Below are 19,576 nucleotides of genomic sequence, written 5' to 3'. Positions count from 1 at the left end.
GGGAAAATGGAAATACTGGAAGGTCACAATAAATTCTATGTCAATAATGATCAGGGGAATCAGGTCGCTGAAATTGTTTTTGTTCCAACCGGTGAGCATTTAAGCATTATTGAGCATACCGATGTCGATGCCAGCCTGAAAGGTCAGGGGGTGGGAAAACAGCTGGTGGCGAAAGTCGTGGAGAAAATGCGCCGCGAAAAACGCAAAGTTATTCCTCTTTGCCCGTTTGCCAAACACGAGTTTGATAAAACTCGCGAGTATGACGATATTCGGGCCTGAAATATGCCGGGCAAGGCGCGTAAGCCGTCCGCTACGGGAGACGCGAGACGGCTTTATTGTAATGCCACAGGGTACCCTGGTCGTTAATGATGTCATAGCGGACCGATGAACATGGTGCTCCTTGTCCCTGTAGCGGGACCGATACCGTCGTCAGCGGCGCAATCATGATGCCGCTTGCACTGCCGGACTCACAGCTTATTCCGGCCAGCGTGATATGCCACGGGGTGGGGTTGGTTAACTGCAACTGATTTTGCGCCCCGGCGTATATCACGTGCAACTTCTCCGCATCGCTTTCCTTAAGCGCACCGACGCCTTTCGGGCGAATGAACACCTTCATACGGATGCGTAACGGCAGAACCACTTTCTGCGCCACCTGGGCGTCGGTCTGCGTCATGGGCGGGATCTGATACACGTTCAGCCAGTAAAGCGCTTCGCGATCGCGCGGCAGTACCGAGGTGTCGGTCAGTTGCAGCGTAATGCTGCGCAGTTCGCCGGGCTGCATTTTAAATACCGGCGGTAGTACGATGACGGGCGTCGTCTCCTCATTGGGCTGGCTCGAGGGATTACCCGTATCGGTCCAGACCTGAACCAGGGCTGGCTGCTGCGGGGAATTGATCAGCGCCAGCGAAGCGCTTTTGTCACCAGCATTAAAAATTACCCGGGTCACTTCGCTATTCACCACCGCATGAGCGGAGAACGGCAGAACGTTCAACAGCAACGCGCTACTGAAAACTAACCACCACCTGAAGTTGTGCATAAACCGATCCTGCTGTTATGGCTTCGCCTGGAATGGCTTCCAGCGAGGCGGTGAATTCCCCGTTATACAATTCGGTCGAACCGCTTGTTGAAGTTTTACTGGTTAAATCGGCATAGCCGTACCATCCTCCAGCGTTGCCCGTGGCGGTTGACGTCAGATTTGGCAGCAGGTTGATAGCGCTACCGCCCAGTTTTTCGCTGTAGATGCGAATGCCCACGCCGGACGCCACGCCGCTGACGCCATAGTGGTTATCGAGCAGCCAGGTCCAGGCTCCCGATCCGGTCTTAAGCCCTAACTGATTTGCCGCATTCGCCGCCGTCTGGTTATTCACCAGAAAACCCATCGCCACGTTCGCTTTGCTGGTTGTCGAGACCGCGGTGCCGGAAATCGCGCCGGTTTCGCATTCGACGGTAATGTTAAACGGAGTCTGCGCTGTGCCGCCGCCGCTCAGCTCACCGACGCTGATCGGCGGCAGACGGACAATAGCGGGATAGTCATCGATTCGACAGGCGGCGCCGCGCACAAAGTAACTCTGGCTGGTGAGCGTCCAGCCGCCAGGCCACTGCATGGCGCCCCAGCCGTCATAGTTGGTTCTGCTGTCAGCACCGTCAAACAGCCCGGAGCTCATGCCGCCGCCGTGGAAGGCGATATAGCCAGCCGGTCCGGCGTAGGTATAACCATAGCGGTTTGAACCGTTCACCCCTTTTGATGCGTCATCAACCCGAAACAGCTCAACGAAAACATCGCTGAAGGCGCTGCCCGGGATGTAAATGTAGGTCCCGTCATTGAACATCTCGCTTTCAGGGATGAGACGTGTTTGCCAGTAGCGCGAATAGTATTGCCCGGTTTTCAGGTTTGTCAGTCTGAGCGCTACGTTTTTGACGTAGGTGTAGTAAGCGCCTTCAATCCCGGCAACCGCTTCTCTGCCGCCCCAGGCATCATCGCCGTTGGTGGCGTAATACTCATACACCTTGCCGATTTCGGCGACGTCGCAGCGAAAATAGATCTGATTGGCGTTGACGCCCTGGGTGCGGCCATTAGGCACAAAGCTGGCCGTCGAACTGGCGAGCAGTGCGCCTTCCGTTTGAAATCCGGTGCCGCTGCTTAAGGTGATAACGCCAGGCAACCCCAGTTTGCCTTTGACTTCGCTATCGCCAACGCCTCCCCAGCTGGCGCCGATGTAACCGGCATCTTTCGCCGTCTGAGACAGATCGTTGGCAGAGGTTACCCTTTTACAGGCAGACCATGCCGGCTGTGCCAGTACGACGCCAACTAACAGCAGCGGGAAAAAAGAGGATAATTTCATCAGCCATCACTCCTGGCGGCAAGGTAGCGTAAGTTGGTACAGCGGCACGTCGCGCGTCGTTGGCAATTGATACCAGACCTGGCACTGCTGGGCGGCGGTTTTACCCCACTTAACGAACAGCACGCCGGACTGAGCGGCGAGTCGGGCGTAGATTTGCCCGCCCTGGCCCATGATGCCCACGGCTTCGCCATTGCTATCCGTGACGTCCGCGCCCATCGGTGGCTGGCTGCCATCAGGCAGAGTGGTGTTAATCAACGTTGCTTTTCCGTGAGTGGTCTTGAACGTTACGCGAGAAATTGCGCCCGCATAGGGGACCAGCCGCTTGCTGCCGCCCTGAAGTTCGACGTCATCGGCCATATTCTGGCTGTCGAGACTAATGGTGTTATAGCGGTAGGGCGTTAATGACGGGAGGATCGCGTAACCGAAACGGTCCACCGTCGCGCCCTGCCCATTACGAATCTCGGCTCCGCGTGCACCGGGAGCCTCCACCAGTGCGAAGGTGTCGCTGGTATACGGACCGGCGGTAATCCCACCGCGATGGGCGACCAGCGTACCGGACATCCCCAGTCCATACTGCTGATAACTGTCGCCCCGGGAGGCATAAGCGCGAAAGGCGCCGACGGAGGTGCGATGTTCAATATTTCCGCCCCAGGTCGAGCTGTCGCCACTGTCGTTGTTGTGCTCAATGCCGCTGTAGAGCGCCCACGAGGTAGAACTCTTTTCACCCGTCGTCCCGCTCATCCCAACCGTGGCCGTCCGGCTGTCGCGACTGCGGTTCATGTCGAGGTTGATTTGCGAGCGGCTGGAACCAAAGTAGAATGGAATCGAAATCCCCAGCGATACGGTGTTTTCCGTGTATTTTCGCTGGTTTTCGTTATCAAAATCGCGATCGTTGACGCTGCTGAAGTAGCGGCTGGAGTAGGTACTCCGCTGGCGTGCGGCGCTGATATTGAAGCTGATGTCACGCCAGCTATTACTGTAACCGAGTTGCAACTGGGTGATGCGTGAGGCGTTGTTATAGTAATCCGAGGTGCTGCCGGTAAAGCTCAGCATGCCCCAGTCACCCATCGGCTGGCTGACGGTCGCCGAGAAGTTGTTCCGCTGATTGAGCGTATCAGAGTAGTAGAGGGTGCCGTTTTTCTCCTGGCGACGTACGCCGAGTACGTCCTGCAGATCGCGATAGCCGCTGGTGGAATAGCGATAGGCCGCGAGGACCAGGTTGGTGCCGGTGGTGAAGGTTTTACTGTAGCTTGCCTCGACGCGCCAGCCTTGTTGTTTTTCGTTATTTTCTACATGAGCGCTGGAAAAAACCGTGTTCAAACCGAATGCGCCGACGGAGGTTGCCAGCACGCCGCCGGCGAGGAAGGCCTGATAATTATCTGCCAGTCGTGAACCCATGTTGGCCGTCAGCACGTTGCTCATCCCGCGCTGCAGTACACCTTCAATAAACTTATTTTCTACGCTGTAGTACTGACGAACGTAGCCCATCGCCAGTTCGTAATTCCAGTTACCGGGACGAATCGAGTCCGGTACGGCGGAATAGGGGACGGTGAAGCGCGAAACTTGTCCGTTTGCTTCAACGACATCCACCGTCAGATCGCCCTGGCCGCGGGTGTTGTACAGATCGTTAATCACGAAGGCGCCGGGCGCGACGGTAGTTTCGTAAATCACTTTTCCCTGCTGGCGTACAACCACACGGGCCGTCGTGGTGGCGACGCCGCGCACTTCCGGGGCATAGCCTCGTTTACCCTGTGGCCACATGCGTTGGTCAGTGCTGAGCTTGACGCCATTGAATGAGAGATTGCCAAACAGACTGCTGTTGGTGTAGTTGTCGCCGAAGGCAATGATGCTGTCCAGTTGCGGCAAAGGCCGTTGTACCGAGGTGGCAACCGCATTGTATTTGTAGTGTCTTCCCGTCTGATTGTCATCGGCGTAGCGCAGGTTGCCCTGATGGCGAATCTGCCACAGGCCAAGGTTGAAGCCAGCATTGATATTGCTCCACAGATAGTCATAGCGCAGATGGCTGTCTGTGTTTTCGGTGTGGTAAAAGTTGGTATTGTGGCGCAGAAACAGCGCGGTTTCCCCGGCGTCCCATTCGGAGACCGGGATGAATCCTCGTGGCGAATGTAATAGCCCCGCCTGGGGAACCACCATGTTCAGGCGCAGCGAGCTTAAATCCACCTCCCAGTTGATTTTCGGGCCCAGACTGTCGATCGGCAGACAGATGTTAGGGGTTACATTTTGCGTCGTACGTATGGCGCTGAGGGCAATCAGTTCCGGTGACAGGCAGGGTTGCACATCAGTTTTGTCGCCTTTGGGTTTGACCAGGGCGATCGATGCCTGGCGACGAATCAACTGGTTGTTAAGATATACGTCGAGCACATAGTCGCCTGTCGGAAGGGCGTTGTCCCGCTGATTAAAACGATCCAGATCCAGTGACTTACCAAAATCAGAACCCTGCAAAAGCGCCGGGTCAAAGTAGTATTCCGCACACGCCGTCGCCGGAACTAACGCCAGGCCGATCAGGGGCGCGACGACGGTGTTACAGCGGATAGTCGGCACTGATGCGTGCTCCCTGATCGTTGATCAAGGTAATGCGTACGCGCTGCGCGTCAGCGGTTCGCGGAAAGTGAAACGTTTCGCTGGCAAAAGGCGAGATCATGTCATTTTTAGGGTGCTGGATTTGCGACGACCCGCCAGGTTGCAGGGCCGCGACCGTAACGAAATAAGGCTGATTGTTCTTAATACTTATCGCCAGTTCTTTATTTCCGTTAATCCGTTTGACCTGCAGATTCTCCAGCATTTTTTGCGGATCGCCGACCAGTCCTGCCGGGCGATAAAAAAGTTTGACCCGATTGCGCAACATAATCAGCAGGCTATTTTGTTTTTCGGTTTGGCTCGCTGATTGTCCGGCATTGGCGGGAGGAATTTGCATGAAATTAAAATAGACCAGTGACTCCCGGTCCTGTGGTAATTTTTTTCCTTGAGTGTAAACAATACGAATGATTTGTCCTTCGCCTGGTTGAATGCGAAATGCCGGAGGCGTGGCAATAAACGGAACCTGCGCAGACTTTTCCGGGCCATCGGCCATATTACCGTTATCGAACCAGCTCTGGACAACATAAGGAATGGCATCTTTATTTTTTAGATGCACATCAGTCGATTTCGCCGCACCATCATAAATGATACGCGTTCCTGTCATCGTAATACTGGCATTGGCATGGCTACAGCATGCGACTAAAAAAAGAAACAGGCAGCCTGAAATAAGCGTGCGATGACGATGAGAGGTTCGCATAGTATTTTCCCTGAATGTGGATGGCGGGAGTACATTCCCGCCAGAACGACGTTTACTGATAAGAAACGGCGTATTGCAGTGAAGCCAGTACTGTACCGGTCGTGGCCGCGCCGGCGCTGTAATACTGGGCTTTATAGGTCGCGCTCGCTGAGGTCTGGTTAGCCGCGAGAGAGAGGTCGCCGGTGCCGGTAAAGGCGCTGCGGAAATCAATTTCGGCATCACTGGTATCGAGAATTTGGATCTCTACATTCGTCGCAGAACCTGTGCTGCCAAGGTTTCCCGTAGCAGAACTGATGTTGTTACCCACGAAGACCGTCGAGATCTGCACGCCAGAAGACGAGCCGGTACAGTTGCTCACACCGACATCAAATGTCGTCGCGCCAGCCACCTGATTGGCATTCAGTTCGGTAGCCGTCACGGTCGGCAGTAATACCACCGGAGAAGCATCAGAGCCGTTTACCGATATTGAACAGGTCTCATCACTCACTTCGCCCATAAACGTAATGGTATTGTCAGAGGCCAGTGCATTCGTGGAAAAAAGCGCAGAAGCCATCAGCGCCGAAAGGAAGGCACGATTTAAGGTCATAATATAAAACTCCATTTTTTATCAGTCGTGTTGATTTACCCTGTGAGTCAGGGTTCTTCCATGCGCAGGGACATTTATCGTGATGGCTCTGTGCGGGAATGAAGACAAAATAAAATTATTGGTAATTTTCTTAAAGGTGAGTTTTTTTGCGCTGAGAATATCTTCAACACCATGATTTTATTCTCGTGGCGAGATTCATTTCACCCGAATGAATAAATTAATTTGTCTGTGTGGATATTAGCCGGAAAATTCCTGGAGAGGAAAATCGTTTAAAACGAACAGATGGAATACTCGTGATAGGTTGGGTCTATTGAAATCTGGAAATAGATCGGCTGTAACTTCTTTAAGAATTTTAGATTATTAGATGATTAATATTGAAGTGTTGAGCCGGACGTAAAGCGTATTACGACTTAATTGATTGCCAGATTAAGATAATTCACATTTAATGTATAAGGAAAAATGAATGATTAACCGTGCTAACCATTTTTATGATGCTATGCCGGGGTAAGAATTTTATGTGATTACCTGTCTTCTTTTGGAAGCTAAGTAAGGTGGGTTCCAATAATTGCGGGTTGTTTGACATCAAAAAATGGGAAAAAAATTTTTGCTCTGTAATTGATATTGAGATGCTTTCCTCATTTTCATCGCAATAAACAGGAAGAGCTAGCCCTGAAAATGGTCACTGACAATGGATTTTCAGCCCAACGTGGTGTGCCTTATGGTGATGCAAGGAAATATTTATCGAGCAAATAGTTGCAACTCGCAACTAAATGGATGGTTTTTTTGGAAAGGGAAGTGAGCACAGCGGCAGGCGCTGTGCGTCAGAAATATGTGTTCAGGAGGTGTGAACAATCCCCATGTAGCCATGAATTCCCATATACAGACCGACCAGACCGATCAGCAGGCTGGAAAAATAAGGCGCTTTTCTTGCCAGAGCATTGAATCCACTCCAGCGTTTAGCGACCTGATGGACGCTGACTGCTGCGCCCACGCCGACGGCCACCAGCGTAATCGCCAGCCCCAGGCTAAAGCAGAGCACCATTGTTGCGCCGAGCGTGAAGGCCTTTAACTGGATACAAATCAGCAGTACGGTAATCGCGGCTGGACAGGGGATCAGTCCGCCGGTCAGACCGAACAATAAGATTTGCCCATTGGTCACCTCTTTGTCGTGAAAGCGGCGTTGAATATCGCTGGCATGCGCGCGTTCATGGGCATCCTGATATGCTTTCGACCCCTCAGTCAGTCCCGCCAGATCGCAGTGGTCATGATGATGGTCGTGATCGTGGTGTTCGTGGTGGTCATGATGATCGTGATGCGCATGATCATGGTGGTCATGGTGGTGATCATGCTGCGTGGCGGTGAGCCAGTTTCGCTCACCCTGCCATGTCCGCCAGAACATCCAGGTTGCGGTGCCCAGAATAATAAACGCGGAAATCAGTTGCAGCCAGGGCTCCACAGATTCTGCGGTAAACGCCCGACTGATGTACATGCCACCGAGGGCGATCAGCCAGACCACGGCGGTATGGGAGAGCGTTGCCGCCAGTCCCAGCATCACCGCCTGCTTAATGGTTCCTTTAATGGCGATGATAAATGCTGCCATCATCGTTTTCGAGTGACCGGGTTCCAGTCCATGCAGCACGCCGAGAAGAATCGCGCTGGGAATGAAAAACCACGCGTTACCTTGCTGAAGAAGTGTTGAAAATTCACCCATGATAATGATTCTTAGTTGCTTGTCTTTGCCCGATTCTACTCCCCCCCAGTACTAAATACTACCCCCCAGTAGATACGTAATGCTATAATTCACCACGTTTTATGTTAAGGAGGTGTTGCGATGTCACACACAATCCGGGATAAACAGAAGCTTAAAGCCCGAACCAGCAAAATTCAGGGGCAGGTGGTTGCGCTGAAAAAAATGCTCGATGAACCCCATGAGTGCGCCGCTGTGTTGCAACAGATCGCCGCAATACGCGGAGCCGTGAATGGTTTAATGCGAGAAGTGATTAAAGGGCATCTGACCGAGCATATCGTCCATCAGAGTGATGAAGAGAAGCGGGAAGAAGATCTGGACGTGGTACTGAAAGTTCTGGACTCCTATATAAAATAGTCGGGAACGCTGTCCCGACTCGGTGTCTTAGCAATACACGACCGCCTGATTCCGTTGGGCAATATAGCGCTCAACGTGCTTATAGCCACTGATCGATTCCAGTGCATGCAGCAGGCAGCAAACCGCCCGGGCATTCGTCCGATCGGCTTCGTCTTCACTATGACTTTGCAACGCCTCTTCACACAACCTGCGAACAGCAGGCGGGAAGGCGAGTTTTTGCAGAGAGCACTCCAGCTCACCGAAAGCTATCTCAGCACGGGCCGTAAACAGTGATAACAGTACTGCACTCAGCGCGCGCGTTTCTTCTTCGTAGTATCCCACTTTATAATCCTTGTCCATTTCGTTCCCTGTTGTCGGACTCATCTGCGTCTTTGCAAATGCACTGCTGTACCATCCATCTCTTTGAGCAACAGCGGATAAGACGACTTATCGCCAGAAACCGCATGAGAGTGAATAAACAACGAATTGATTCGTCCACCCATTCTTTTTTCAATTCGTTGTTTGTAGGCGTAGATGCTGCGGATGTCCATGTTCAACAGTTGAGCGATCTGGTGCGGATTACTGCCTGCAACCATGTGGCCCAGAATGGTGAACTCCATCTGCGTCAACGTATTCCCCTTGGTGAACGACAAATGCCGTCCGATAAACACCTGCCTGATCTTCTCATTGGCGACATCCAGTCCGTCATCATGGTAAATGATAGCGGAAACAGCAGGATGATTTTTGCGCCAGTAGTTGGCGAGCGACTGCATGTTGCGATCGCTGATCAAAATAATGCCCATGCGGGTGCTTGCGAGATATTCTATCCACTCTTTATCCAAAAACAGGCGTAAAAAGCTAATAGAGAAATCCACAAAAATATAACCACTAAGTCTGGCGTTGTGATTGTGATTTAAAATACCTTCAATGACCCCTTTATTAAAATAAATGCTTTCTTCTGGCCACATGCAAAAACAGGCATTGGCGCAATACTGTAAGCGGGGTGATTTTTCGGGCATTATTTTACAATGCAAGGTACAACTGCTGCATGTCAAATTCTTTAATTTAACGTCCAGCCCCATATTGAGAGCCTCCCTATCCGTAGATGATTTCATAATTTCATCCGTTTTAAAACATGTCAATACTCTACAAAATGCAACTTTGATAGAGAGGAAATCCGAAATTTTATTTATTGCTATTATTCTTAATCACGAATTTTTTAAGGGGTTTACCTCTGTATCAATTCAGGTTTCTGGCGGGGTCATTGTTCCGTTGAGGAAGCATGAAAAAAAGCCTCCAGGAATTTTGTAACAACCACCAGGAAAATCTATATTGCAAAAATGTTTAAGTTTTATCGCTAAATGGCATTAATGGCAAAAAGTTGATCTTATGTTAAATTCTCTGAAAAAATTGTAACAATGCTATTGTCTTTTATTAAGTAATGCTATTTATCTGTTTGTCCGCTTTTTAAACGTGAAACTATAATAATGAGTGCTGAGTGATAACGCACCTAAAATGGTCTTAATTAAGAACACCTGATCTTTTTCAGATTGAAGTGTATTGATTTATAAGAATTTTTGTTTGTAGGTTATGAGCGCCCAGACATATCTATTATATATTTAGTGATCTCTGTATAAGATTTTTGTAGCATGACATTCATCATGTAAATGCGAGAACGCACACAGTGTTTGAGAAGTACACACACACTACAGTATACACAATTAATAACCTGGTTGACTTTCACCCGGGTGACAGAAGTCTGACGAATAAAAATACCCAAAAAACTGTCATTCTTCAAAACCCTGCGAGTTTCATCCTTTTATATCTCCTTACAAATTGTGGGGTTGTTATTCCGCAAGCCCAGCTCGTAAAGATTGGTTGGGGTGATAAAAACACTATCACCTCTGTCAATACGTTATATCAGACGGTGCTCATGCTCAGAAATGCATTATCGGAGGTTGGGTTGCCGCGCGACCTGATTAGAACCGTTGCCCGGCGGGGTATGATGATCACCGCAGAGATTCAACGTACGGAGACGGAATCGGTTGAAAATGTGGAAGAGAGCGAGAGCACGGAGGAGCCTGTATGGCCTGCTCTGACAGCGGTAGCGCTTAAATTACGGCCTTCAAGAACAACACTAAAGATGGGGGCTATTTTACTGTCGGCATTGCTGATCGGTGTCAGCGTTTCTTTTGGCTTTTTATCTCCGACGGCCGAATCGCTGTTCTCTTCCTATGCCATTGTTGACTCTGTCTCCTTTTCATCCTGTACCCTGTTAATGAAAAGCAAAAGTACCTTTAATACTCGCTATACGGTATTCCTGACGAGACACCCGGATATCTGTCAGAATCATAACTATGTCTATCTCTCAGGAATGAGCAGCGCGAAAAATATTGCGGCAATTGCTTGTCAGTTGGATATAAGGGAACATCCTCTAACAAAATGTACGACCTGGTATTCAATTAATGATAAAAACTAAAATAGTTATCTTCATTGTATTAGTGGTAATAGTAACCCTGGCCGGTGTGGGGTTCTGGTATGCACATAAAAGCAAAAATAATATTGATTGCGAGGGGCGTGTGGTATGGGAAATTAATAATGAGGAGTTTCGGGGGGATGTAGCCTATCAAATGCAAAATAATCAGGGGATCGTCACCATTACCGGTGATTTGCATACGCCGCAAAATAAAAAGTTTAAAATTAGCCGGATTGTGTATTTCACCTATTATAAGGTTCGTGACAACTATATTATCAGCACCAATAACCTCGTGCGGTTTCCGAGCGACAATTTAGAGGTGAACAAAGGATACCGTTCGTTGCCTGCGCTTTATCTCACTGAGCGCGCTTCTTTCTCGCTATCGATTAAACGCTATCGGGAAGGGTGGGCCTTTACGACGGTTGGCGCCCCCTCGTTATTATGCCGTAGTAGTGAGTAAACGGCCCGGACGAGCCGTTTACGCCAGTATTAGCCAAGGAACATCACGGACACGCACAGCAGGCCGACAATCAGGGTGACCAGATTGCCGAACGAGCGGTGCGGTTTCAACGCCGGGATCAGGTATGTCGACAGGGTCGGCATAATGAACAAAATCATGGCAATGAGCGGCCCGCTGATGGCGTAAATCATCGAGATCGCATTCGGATTGATGCAGCAGATAATAAAGGTGATGGTCGATACCATCATGATCGACAGGGCGCGGTTAAAGGCCCGGCTTTTCTTCACCCCAACCTGTTGCAGACCGGTTTTGACCACCTCGGTTGCCCCTTCGATGACGCCAAAGTAGGTGCCGAGAAAGGATTTCGACATCGCCACCACGGCGACGATGATACCTGAAATCGAGAGCCACGCCGGGGCGGCAGGCATCATGGATAAGGCCGAAAGAATGGTGACACCTTCATTTTTAGCGGCTTCGATGTACGATGGCGGAATCGACAGCAGGCAGCTAAAGACGAAGAACAGCACGCTTAAGCAGATGATAAGATACGCTACCTTCATGATTTTTTTGCATTTACCCATGGCCAGCTCACCATATTTCTCACGTCTGTCGATGGCAAACGTAGAGATAATAGGCGTATGGCTAAAAGCAAAAACCATCACCGGAATTGATATCCATACCTGATGCAGCGTGTGCTGATCGAACGCCATTTGTCCGGTAAGCAAAGAGGGTTGCCAACTGCCGGTCAGATATAGCGAGAGAAACAGGAAGTAAGCGATCAGCGGGAACACCAAAAAGCCCATCACTCGTATGGTCGCATGGCGGCCCATCAGGAAAATCAGGTTCAGGATCAATACCACGCCAAGGCTGACTCCCATGCGGATGCCGAGGCTAATCTCAAGATAGCGGGTGAGCTGTTCTGTCAGGGAGTTGGTGATGGCGACGGCATAAATCAGAACCACCACGAAAAAGGCAATAAAGTACAGCGTGGTAATCAGGCTGCCGATCTTCTTACCGTAATAGTGCGTCACTGCACCGGTGATCCCTTCTCCCGCAGAGGTTTTCGACGAGAGAATGAACTGACATAACGCTTTATGCGGCCAGTATGTGAGAGGCCAGGCGACCAGAGCGGTGACAAACAGGACAATCGCGCCCGCGGAGCCAAGCTGGATGGGGAGAAACAAAGTTCCTGCGCCCACGGCAGTTCCATATAACGCAAAGCTCCAGAGCGTCTCTTCTTTTGACCAAATTTTAGACATTTCTTGAACGTATCAACTATAAAATAAACAAAAAGAAGCGCAATTTACCATAAATGAGCGGGTGGGCGTGAGATCTGAACGGGAGAAGGGGGGCAACAGGTTTTGCCGGAACCGCGTGGATTCCGGCAAAAGTGTGAGTTATCAGGCAGTCACGCGCGGTTCGCGACGCTTCACGACGCGTACGCGCAACGTGTCATAAGCCCAGTTATAGAACATGGTGTAGGGCAGGAAGAACAGGAAGAAGCCGATCTCCAGCGTAAAGGCCTGTATCAGACTAACGTTCAACACATACGCCACGATACTCACGCCGATGACGATAAAGCCGCTTTCAAACCCCAGCGCGTGAAACGCGCGCACTTTCGCTGTTCGTTTCACCAGATGTGAAGGCCAGAAACGGTCAAACAGCGCGTTGTAGATGATGTTCCAGATCATCGCCGTGGTCGCCAGCAGGATCGTCAGTCCGCCCATTTCCAGCACCGATCGTTGCATCAACCAGGCCGTGGTGGGAGCCAGGATCGCCGTGGCGATCCCTTCAAAACAGACGGCGTGAAAGACACGCTCCAGTAATGAACGACGTTGAACTGCATTGTGTTGCATAACTTACCTTTCTTGAAAACGCCCGGATAACGGAATAGGGGGAATTTTATCGTTTTATGTGATATCTAAAAGATAGTATCCATCGATAAAGTAGATAGTTCATGCGTTACTCACCTGAAGCCTTAACCGCATTTGTCGAGACCGTTTCCTGTGGCTCTTTCTCGGCGGCGGCACGCAGACTGCGGAAAAGTCAGTCCACCATTAGCACGGCGATCGCTCACCTTGAAGCCGATCTTGGCGTTTCGCTTTTTGACCGCTCTTCGCGTCAGCCGGTGCTAACGGAAGAAGGCAAGAAAGTACTTGGTTACGTTCAGGCGATTCTGTCGGCCAGCGAACGTCTCGATGAGGTGGCGCTTTCGCTGGCTGGCGAAACCGAAGCGCGTCTGACGTTTGTGCTCTCCGACACGTTACACCCCGACGTGCTGGAGGAACTGATGGTGCAGTTTGATCGCCAGTTTCCACATACCGAATTTGAATGTCTGATTGGTGAGGATGTGGACGTTATCGATCTGCTGCAAAAAGAGCGGGCGCAGGTTGGTTTGATTGAAGCCAGAGACCACTATCCCACCGATATCGGTGCGACGCGCTTGCCGATGCAAACGTGGATGGGACTTTACGTTGCCGCGTCCCATCCGCTGGCGAAAGAGAAGAAACTGCAATGGGATCAACTGCATACCTGGCGTGAATTGCGCCTTAACACCTATATCGACCATGGTGCCCAGCTTGCCCGCGGCCCGGTCTGGTCTGCGCCGAACTATTTGTTGTTGTTGAGTATGGCGGTACAGGGGTTTGGCTGGTGCGCGCTTCCGTGTGCACTGGTGGAGGAGTTTGCGGCGGAAAAACCGCTGGTGCAACTGGCTGTCTCGGGATGGCCGAAAGCGATCGCCATCGATCTGCTCTGGAACAAAAAATCCCCGCCCGGTGTGGCAGGGAGTTGGCTGAGATACCATTTACAGCAAGGCAGTGTCCCGGGCTGAGAGGCGTGATAACGATTTCCTTTGTGATAAAACTCACCTTTCTTAAACAATCAGGATAACTATTTTTAACAATCCTCTACTATTGCGGTGTTATTTTGCGCTGAGGTCGTAATGAAAGAGGTGGTGATCGTCGGGGCGTTGCGTACGCCAATTGGTTGTTTTCAGGGGACGCTGGCGCGTCATTCTGCCGTTGAACTGGGCAGTATGGTGGTCAAAGCGTTGATTGAAGGCAGCGGCGTGAATGCGCATGCCGTTGATGAAGTGATCCTCGGACAGGTGTTGACGGCGGGGGCGGGACAAAACCCGGCGCGTCAGTCAGCGATCAAAGGGGGATTACCGAACACGGTTTCTGCTATCACCATTAACGACGTCTGCGGCTCGGGGCTGAAAGCGCTGCATCTTGCCACGCAGGCGATCCAGTGCGGTGAAGCGGATATTGTGATTGCCGGTGGGCAAGAGAACATGAGCCGTGCGCCACATGTACTCACCGACAGCCGAACCGGCGCGCAACTGGGCAACAGCCAGCTCGTCGACAGCCTGGTACACGACGGCCTGTGGGATGCCTTCAATGATTATCATATGGGTGTGACCGCAGAGAATCTGGCGCGTGAATATGGCATCAGCCGGGAACTGCAGGATGCGTATGCGCTCAGTTCACAGCAAAAGGCACGCGCGGCCATCGATGCTGGTCGCTTTAAAGCGGAAATCGTCCCGGTCACCACCCAGCGTAATGGGCAAACCGTGATCATTGATACCGATGAGCAGCCGCGTACGGATGCCAGCGCAGAAGGCCTGGCGCGTCTGGATCCGGCGTTTGAACTGCAGGGGTCGGTAACCGCCGGCAATGCCTCTTCTATAAATGATGGCGCGGCAGCGGTAATGATGATGAGCGAGTCCAAAGCGCTGGAGTTGAACCTGCCTGTGCTGGCGCGCATCCGCGCCTTTGCCAGCGTCGGCGTGGATCCTGCGTTGATGGGGATCGCCCCCGTGTATGCCACTCGCCGTTGTCTGGAGCGGGTCGGCTGGCAACTGGCCGATGTGGATCTCATTGAAGCAAATGAGGCGTTTGCCGCCCAGGCGCTTTCGGTTGGCAAAATGCTGGAATGGGACGAGCGACGGGTGAACGTCAACGGCGGCGCGATTGCCCTTGGCCACCCGATTGGCGCGTCCGGCTGTCGTATTCTGGTTTCTCTGGTTCACGAAATGGTCAAACGTAATGCCCGCAAAGGTCTGGCAACGCTGTGCATTGGCGGCGGGCAAGGCGTGGCGTTAGCCATTGAGCGCGATTAACGACTCTTTTTTCTCCTCTTCACTCCCCCCGTTATGCCGCACGATAATCGTGGCGGCATGGCTGCGTTTTGTTTCTCCTTCCTTCTGATTTTCGCGTTAAGCGAATGAACTGACAGCCGTTTACCCGCAAGTCAGGGCGTCGAAAACTCAGGGGTAACGCCTATTTCCTTGTTTTTCTATACCATTTTCCTCCTGCTCTTAATCACGGAATGAATCGATCGTGATCGGAATTACACTTTTGATAATAAGATGCAGAAAAAGTGAAACGATGTTTTATTTGTAATTGAAAACGGTTCCCCGGAAGACTATCATGGGCGCATAACGTAAAACGGAACAGCGTTTCGCTCTCCGTTGAGGGATTCCCGCTCAGTACATCACTGGAGGTAAATGTGGACGTAAGACAAAGTATTCACAGCGCGCACGCCAAAACACTGGATACCCAGGGGCTACGCAAGGAGTTTTTGGTTGAGAAAGTGTTCGTGGCTGACGAATACACGATGGTTTACAGCCACATTGACCGCATCATCGTCGGTGGCATTATGCCGGTGGCAAAAACGGTCTCCGTTGGCGGTGAAGTCGGTAAACAGCTTGGCGTAACCTATTTTCTGGAACGTCGAGAACTGGGTGTGATCAACATCGGCGGCGCGGGCACTATCACCGTCGACGGTCAATGCTATGAGATCGGCCACCGCGATGCGCTGTATGTTGGCAAAGGGGCGAAAGAAGTGGTTTTCGCCAGCGTCGATAGCGCAACGCCAGCCAAGTTCTATTATAACTGCGCACCGGCGCATACCACGTATCCCACCAAAAAAGTGACGCCTGCTGATGTCGCGCCTGTGACATTAGGTGACAATCTCACCAGCAACCGTCGCACCATCAATAAATATTTCGTGCCGGATGTACTGGAAACCTGCCAACTGAGTATGGGCCTTACCGAACTGGCACCGGGCAACCTGTGGAACACCATGCCGTGCCACACCCATGAACGCCGTATGGAAGTGTACTTCTATTTCAATATGGAAGAAGACACCTGTGTCTTCCATATGATGGGGCAGCCTCAGGAAACGCGTCATATCGTTATGCATAACGAGCAGGCCGTCATTTCGCCAAGCTGGTCGATCCATTCCGGGGTGGGCACCAAAGCCTATACCTTCATCTGGGGCATGGTCGGTGAAAACCAGGTCTTTGATGATATGGACCACGTTGCGGTGAAAGATCTGCGTTAGTCGCGGGCGCTCATAACGCCTGTCCGTGACAGGTATGAAAAACTAAGGATTTACAATGATTTTGAATGCATTCTCTCTCGAAGGTAAAGTCGCTGTCGTGACCGGTTGTGATACCGGTCTGGGCCAGGGCATGGCGCTCGGTCTGGCGGAAGCGGGCTGTGATATCGTCGGGATTAACATCGTTGAACCGACCGAAACCATTGAGCGTGTGACCGCTCTGGGCCGTCGTTTTTTGAGTCTGACCGCCGATCTGCGACAGATCAACGGGATCCCGGCACTGCTGGAGCGTGCGGTTGCTGAGTTCGGCCATATCGATATTCTGGTCAACAACGCGGGTCTGATCCGCCGCGAAGACGCGATCAATTTCAGCGAAAAAGACTGGGATGACGTGATGAACCTGAACATCAAGAGCGTGTTCTTTATGTCTCAGGCGGCGGCCAAACACTTCATCGCACAGGGTAACGGCGGCAAAATCATCAATATCGCCTCCATGCTCTCCTTCCAGGGCGGTATCCGCGTCCCGTCTTACACGGCTTCCAAAAGTGGCGTAATGGGGGTGACCCGTCTGATGGCGAACGAGTGGGCGAAGCACAACATCAACGTCAACGCGATTGCACCGGGTTACATGGCGACCAACAATACCCAGCAACTGCGCGCCGATGAGCAGCGTAGCGCTGAAATCCTCGACCGTATCCCGGCAGGACGTTGGGGTCTGCCGAGCGATCTGATGGGGCCGGTGGTCTTCCTGGCCTCCAGCGCATCTGATTATATCAACGGCTATACCGTGGCGGTTGACGGTGGTTGGCTGGCACGTTAATTCGCGCCCACTTGCTGACAAAACCCTGCCTTCGCGCAGGGTTTTTTTATTGATGAAATCAGGCGTTGAGAAAATCTTCGCGAACCGGCGTAAAGGTATCCAGCAGTGTTCCCGGCTTCAGGCAGACACAGCCGTGAACAATATTTGGCTGCTTATACAACGTATCCCCCGCGCGTACCACCTGCTTCTCGTCACCGATAGTAAATTCAAATTCACCGGATAACACGTAGGTCAGTTGTTCATGTGGATGGTGATGCAGCGGGCCAATCGCCCCTTGCTCAAAGTTAACCTCGACAGCCATCAGTTTGCCGTTATGCGCGAGGATACGGCGAGTGACGCCATTACCCAGATCGTCAAGCGTCGTCTCGTTATGGAAAACAAACATGTGGGATCCTATTGTTTGAAACAATGTTTCATTAAAGCTAACTCAGGTGCGTGGCAAAGAAAATGGGAGATCAAATGAACTGGAAACTTGATCACAAGTTTGCTTCACTGCTGTAAATCACTGATGAAGGAGCAGGTAATGAAGACGATCGGCTTGTTGGGCGGGATGAGTTGGGAATCGACCATCCCGTACTACCGGTTAATTAACGAAGGGATCAAACAACAACTGGGTGGGCTTCATTCTGCGAGTCTGCTGTTGCACAGCGTTGACTTCCACGAGATCGAAGCGTGCCAGAATCGCGGTGAGTGGGATAAAGCCGGAGACATTCTTGCGCAGGCCGCGATCGGGCTGCAGCAGGCGGGGGCGGAAGGGATCGTCTTATGTACCAACACGATGCACAAAGTGGCGGAGGCCATTGAATCGCGCTGCTCGCTGCCTTTTTTACACATTGCTGATGCGACCGGGCGCGTCATCTCCGCGCAGGGAATGCGCCGGGTTGCGCTGTTGGGAACGCGTTACACGATGGAGCAGGATTTTTATCGCGGCCGCCTGGAACAACAGTTTGCCATTGAGTGCCTGATACCCGATGCGGATGCGCGGGCGACGATCAACCAGGTCATCTTTGATGAGCTTTGCCTCGGACAGTTTACCGAAGCGTCACGTCAGTACTATGTGGAAGTGATTGAAGCCCTGGCGGCACAGGGGGCTGAGGGCGTCATTTTTGGCTGCACGGAGATTGGTCTGTTGGTGCCGGTGGAGCGTAGCCCGATCCCGGTGTTTGACACCGCCGCGATCCATGCCGCAGACGCCGTGACGTTTATGCTGTCGTAACCGGCCCGAGGATCTGCTCCAGCGCTGTCACCAGGAGGTGATGGCGGGTTTGCAGATGATGGCTGAAGGCCTCGACCAGCGCGGAGGCGGGTCGGTGAATGGGACGCACCAGGCTGACGGTAAACGGCACGGAAATACTGAAACGGCGCACTACTACGCCGCTCGCCGCATAATCCAGAGCGGTGAACGGGTTTACCACCGAAAGACCGGCTCCGGCGCGCACCATGGCGCACACTGACGCCGCGCTGTGAGTCTCCACCACCATCCGCCGTTTAACGTCGTGCTCATTAAACAGGGTGTCCAGCAGTTGCCGATAACTGTCCGTGCGCGACAGGCTGATGTAGTTCTCCCCCTGAAAATCCTGCGGCGTTAATACTGACTTTTCCGCCAGCGGATGCCCCGGCGGCAGCACGCAGACTTCATCAAGCGAGAAGAGCTCCGTACGTTCAGTACCGGCAGGCGTGTGCAGTGTTTCCGTCAACCCCAGATCGTGGCGCTGGGCAGAAAGCCACTCTTCAAGCAGCGGTGACTCCTGCGGGACAATATTCAGGCTGACGTCCGGATAGCGGGCGAGAAACGGCTGAATCAACGTGGGCAGCAGCGACTGCGAAAAGACCGGCAGGCAGACTATCGACAGTTCCCCCTGGCGAAACTCCCGCAGGCTTTCCGCTGCGCTGACGATCCTGTCCAGCCCGTACCAGGATCGCTGGACTTCTTCGAACAGACGCAACCCCTGAACCGTCGGATGCAGGCGACCGCGCGTACGTTCGAACAACGTTAATCCCAGCACTTTTTCAAAGCGCGCCAGTTCACGGCTGACGGTGGGCTGTGACGTATGCAGCAACCGCGCGGCTTCGGTCAGGTTTCCGGCGGTCATGACCGCATGAAAGATTTCAATATGACGTAAGTTAACGGCAGCCATCATCACCTCGCAGGATTAAAACCATATCAT

21 protein-coding genes are annotated in these 19,576 nt (G+C 52.0%); 9 read left to right on the top strand and 12 right to left on the bottom strand.

The features are described from left to right. Nucleotides 1-6 precede the first annotated feature (6 nt). The gene (locus ACQ0PY_RS18950; protein WP_042999446.1) at nt 7-279 is read left to right on the top strand and encodes a GNAT family N-acetyltransferase; all 273 of its coding nucleotides are present in this window, start codon (nt 7-9) and stop codon (nt 277-279) included. A 31-nt stretch (nt 280-310) separates the two neighbouring features. Here the strand turns inward: ACQ0PY_RS18950 and ACQ0PY_RS18945 are convergent, their stop codons facing one another. From ACQ0PY_RS18945 to ACQ0PY_RS18920, 6 genes are all read right to left on the bottom strand, one after another. Further along, on the bottom strand, nt 311-1,036 hold the full coding sequence (locus tag ACQ0PY_RS18945) for a fimbria/pilus periplasmic chaperone (RefSeq protein WP_044254144.1): 726 nt from the start codon (nt 1,034-1,036) through the stop codon (nt 311-313). Continuing rightward, a complete protein-coding gene (gene stbD / locus ACQ0PY_RS18940; RefSeq protein ID WP_109739449.1) occupies nt 1,002-2,342 on the bottom strand; it encodes a fimbrial usher protein StbD in 1,341 nt (446 codons plus the stop codon). Before stbD ends, ACQ0PY_RS18945 begins: the two co-directional genes overlap by 35 nt. Before the next feature lie 6 nt (nt 2,343-2,348). Beyond that, nucleotides 2,349-4,904 carry a fimbrial outer membrane usher protein gene (locus ACQ0PY_RS18935; RefSeq protein WP_109739448.1) on the bottom strand — a complete coding sequence of 852 codons (2,556 nt, stop codon included), beginning with the start codon at nt 4,902-4,904 and terminating at the stop codon, nt 2,349-2,351. Continuing rightward, nucleotides 4,885-5,637: a fimbria/pilus periplasmic chaperone gene (locus tag ACQ0PY_RS18930; protein WP_109739447.1), complete on the bottom strand. Its 753-nt coding sequence runs from the start codon at nt 5,635-5,637 to the stop codon at nt 4,885-4,887. Before ACQ0PY_RS18930 ends, ACQ0PY_RS18935 begins: the two co-directional genes overlap by 20 nt. A 52-nt stretch (nt 5,638-5,689) precedes the next feature. Beyond that, nucleotides 5,690-6,223, bottom strand: coding sequence for a fimbrial protein (locus tag ACQ0PY_RS18925; RefSeq protein WP_043001829.1), 534 nt, complete (start codon nt 6,221-6,223; stop codon nt 5,690-5,692). Nucleotides 6,224-7,058: 835 nt separating this feature from the next. After that, the gene (locus tag ACQ0PY_RS18920; RefSeq protein WP_109739446.1) at nt 7,059-7,934 is read right to left on the bottom strand and encodes a nickel/cobalt efflux protein RcnA; all 876 of its coding nucleotides are present in this window, start codon (nt 7,932-7,934) and stop codon (nt 7,059-7,061) included. 120 nt (nt 7,935-8,054) lie between these two features. Between ACQ0PY_RS18920 and rcnR the strand changes: the two genes are divergently transcribed. Continuing rightward, complete coding sequence (gene rcnR, locus ACQ0PY_RS18915; RefSeq protein WP_042999451.1) at nt 8,055-8,327, top strand: Ni(II)/Co(II)-binding transcriptional repressor RcnR; 273 nt, start codon at nt 8,055-8,057, stop codon at nt 8,325-8,327. Nucleotides 8,328-8,354: 27 nt separating this feature from the next. Here rcnR and ACQ0PY_RS18910 read toward each other — a convergent pair whose 3' ends face one another. Both ACQ0PY_RS18910 and ACQ0PY_RS18905 read right to left on the bottom strand, forming a co-directional pair. Next, nucleotides 8,355-8,666 carry a hypothetical protein gene (locus ACQ0PY_RS18910; RefSeq protein ID WP_042999452.1) on the bottom strand — a complete coding sequence of 104 codons (312 nt, stop codon included), beginning with the start codon at nt 8,664-8,666 and terminating at the stop codon, nt 8,355-8,357. A gap of 20 nt (nt 8,667-8,686) precedes the next feature. Beyond that, nucleotides 8,687-9,388 carry a helix-turn-helix transcriptional regulator gene (locus ACQ0PY_RS18905; RefSeq protein ID WP_043001830.1) on the bottom strand — a complete coding sequence of 234 codons (702 nt, stop codon included), beginning with the start codon at nt 9,386-9,388 and terminating at the stop codon, nt 8,687-8,689. 602 nt (nt 9,389-9,990) lie between these two features. On the opposite strand from ACQ0PY_RS18905, the gene ACQ0PY_RS18900 reads away from it, so the two are divergent. Continuing rightward, complete coding sequence (locus ACQ0PY_RS18900) at nt 9,991-10,785, top strand: winged helix-turn-helix domain-containing protein (protein WP_157959977.1); 795 nt, start codon at nt 9,991-9,993, stop codon at nt 10,783-10,785. Then, nucleotides 10,772-11,242, top strand: a complete 471-nt coding sequence (locus tag ACQ0PY_RS18895; RefSeq protein ID WP_044254160.1) for a hypothetical protein — start codon at nt 10,772-10,774, stop codon at nt 11,240-11,242. The genes ACQ0PY_RS18900 and ACQ0PY_RS18895 overlap by 14 nt, the downstream gene beginning before the upstream one ends. A 29-nt stretch (nt 11,243-11,271) precedes the next feature. Here the strand turns inward: ACQ0PY_RS18895 and ACQ0PY_RS18890 are convergent, their stop codons facing one another. Beyond that, entirely contained in the window at nt 11,272-12,501 is a 1,230-nt protein-coding gene (locus ACQ0PY_RS18890) for an amino acid permease (RefSeq protein WP_109739444.1), read from the bottom strand. A 141-nt stretch (nt 12,502-12,642) separates the two neighbouring features. Then, entirely contained in the window at nt 12,643-13,098 is a 456-nt protein-coding gene (locus ACQ0PY_RS18885) for a multidrug/biocide efflux PACE transporter (protein WP_042999456.1), read from the bottom strand. A 101-nt stretch (nt 13,099-13,199) separates the two neighbouring features. On the opposite strand from ACQ0PY_RS18885, the gene ACQ0PY_RS18880 reads away from it, so the two are divergent. From ACQ0PY_RS18880 to kduD, 4 genes are all read left to right on the top strand, one after another. Continuing rightward, nucleotides 13,200-14,075, top strand: a complete 876-nt coding sequence (locus ACQ0PY_RS18880) for a LysR family transcriptional regulator (protein WP_090048443.1) — start codon at nt 13,200-13,202, stop codon at nt 14,073-14,075. 111 nt (nt 14,076-14,186) lie between these two features. Then, nucleotides 14,187-15,365, top strand: a complete 1,179-nt coding sequence (locus ACQ0PY_RS18875; protein WP_042999458.1) for an acetyl-CoA C-acetyltransferase — start codon at nt 14,187-14,189, stop codon at nt 15,363-15,365. A 389-nt stretch (nt 15,366-15,754) separates the two neighbouring features. Then, a complete protein-coding gene (gene kduI / locus ACQ0PY_RS18870) occupies nt 15,755-16,591 on the top strand; it encodes a 5-dehydro-4-deoxy-D-glucuronate isomerase (RefSeq protein ID WP_042288966.1) in 837 nt (278 codons plus the stop codon). 55 nt (nt 16,592-16,646) lie between these two features. After that, nucleotides 16,647-17,408 carry a 2-dehydro-3-deoxy-D-gluconate 5-dehydrogenase KduD gene (gene kduD / locus ACQ0PY_RS18865; RefSeq protein WP_099433710.1) on the top strand — a complete coding sequence of 254 codons (762 nt, stop codon included), beginning with the start codon at nt 16,647-16,649 and terminating at the stop codon, nt 17,406-17,408. Nucleotides 17,409-17,466: 58 nt separating this feature from the next. On the opposite strand, the gene ACQ0PY_RS18860 is transcribed toward kduD, so the two are convergent. Beyond that, a complete protein-coding gene (locus ACQ0PY_RS18860) occupies nt 17,467-17,793 on the bottom strand; it encodes a cupin domain-containing protein (protein ID WP_042999460.1) in 327 nt (108 codons plus the stop codon). A gap of 138 nt (nt 17,794-17,931) precedes the next feature. Between ACQ0PY_RS18860 and ACQ0PY_RS18855 the strand changes: the two genes are divergently transcribed. Further along, nucleotides 17,932-18,624, top strand: coding sequence for an aspartate/glutamate racemase (locus ACQ0PY_RS18855; RefSeq protein WP_090048446.1), 693 nt, complete (start codon nt 17,932-17,934; stop codon nt 18,622-18,624). Here ACQ0PY_RS18855 and ACQ0PY_RS18850 read toward each other — a convergent pair. Further along, nucleotides 18,611-19,546 carry a LysR family transcriptional regulator gene (locus ACQ0PY_RS18850; RefSeq protein ID WP_042999462.1) on the bottom strand — a complete coding sequence of 312 codons (936 nt, stop codon included), beginning with the start codon at nt 19,544-19,546 and terminating at the stop codon, nt 18,611-18,613. The two genes, ACQ0PY_RS18855 and ACQ0PY_RS18850, sit on opposite strands and share 14 nt — an antisense overlap. Nucleotides 19,547-19,576 lie beyond the last annotated feature (30 nt).

The organism is Citrobacter sp. LST-B2 (assembly GCF_057983045.1).
The sequence above is the reverse complement of the archived record's forward strand: the minus strand, read 5'-3'. Positions and strand labels throughout refer to the sequence as shown.

Bases quoted from the DNA above. Each gene is read 5' to 3' on its own strand.
- ACQ0PY_RS18945 (WP_044254144.1), bottom strand. From the start codon at position 1,036: ATGCACAACTTCAGGTGGTGGTTAGTTTTCAGTAGCGCGTTGCTGTTG.
- stbD (WP_109739449.1), bottom strand. From the start codon at position 2,342: ATGAAATTATCCTCTTTTTTCCCGCTGCTGTTAGTTGGCGTCGTACTG.
- ACQ0PY_RS18910 (WP_042999452.1), bottom strand. From the start codon at position 8,666: ATGGACAAGGATTATAAAGTGGGATACTACGAAGAAGAAACGCGCGCG.
- ACQ0PY_RS18875 (WP_042999458.1), top strand. From the start codon at position 14,187: ATGAAAGAGGTGGTGATCGTCGGGGCGTTGCGTACGCCAATTGGTTGT.
- ACQ0PY_RS18920 (WP_109739446.1), bottom strand. From the start codon at position 7,934: ATGGGTGAATTTTCAACACTTCTTCAGCAAGGTAACGCGTGGTTTTTC.
- ACQ0PY_RS18890 (WP_109739444.1), bottom strand. From the start codon at position 12,501: ATGTCTAAAATTTGGTCAAAAGAAGAGACGCTCTGGAGCTTTGCGTTA.
- ACQ0PY_RS18885 (WP_042999456.1), bottom strand. From the start codon at position 13,098: ATGCAACACAATGCAGTTCAACGTCGTTCATTACTGGAGCGTGTCTTT.
- ACQ0PY_RS18860 (WP_042999460.1), bottom strand. From the start codon at position 17,793: ATGTTTGTTTTCCATAACGAGACGACGCTTGACGATCTGGGTAATGGC.
- ACQ0PY_RS18950 (WP_042999446.1), top strand. From the start codon at position 7: ATGGAAATACTGGAAGGTCACAATAAATTCTATGTCAATAATGATCAG.
- ACQ0PY_RS18930 (WP_109739447.1), bottom strand. From the start codon at position 5,637: ATGCGAACCTCTCATCGTCATCGCACGCTTATTTCAGGCTGCCTGTTT.
- ACQ0PY_RS18850 (WP_042999462.1), bottom strand. From the start codon at position 19,546: ATGGCTGCCGTTAACTTACGTCATATTGAAATCTTTCATGCGGTCATG.
- ACQ0PY_RS18880 (WP_090048443.1), top strand. From the start codon at position 13,200: ATGCGTTACTCACCTGAAGCCTTAACCGCATTTGTCGAGACCGTTTCC.
- kduD (WP_099433710.1), top strand. From the start codon at position 16,647: ATGATTTTGAATGCATTCTCTCTCGAAGGTAAAGTCGCTGTCGTGACC.
- ACQ0PY_RS18895 (WP_044254160.1), top strand. From the start codon at position 10,772: ATGATAAAAACTAAAATAGTTATCTTCATTGTATTAGTGGTAATAGTA.
- ACQ0PY_RS18925 (WP_043001829.1), bottom strand. From the start codon at position 6,223: ATGACCTTAAATCGTGCCTTCCTTTCGGCGCTGATGGCTTCTGCGCTT.
- ACQ0PY_RS18855 (WP_090048446.1), top strand. From the start codon at position 17,932: ATGAAGACGATCGGCTTGTTGGGCGGGATGAGTTGGGAATCGACCATC.
- rcnR (WP_042999451.1), top strand. From the start codon at position 8,055: ATGTCACACACAATCCGGGATAAACAGAAGCTTAAAGCCCGAACCAGC.
- ACQ0PY_RS18905 (WP_043001830.1), bottom strand. From the start codon at position 9,388: ATGGGGCTGGACGTTAAATTAAAGAATTTGACATGCAGCAGTTGTACC.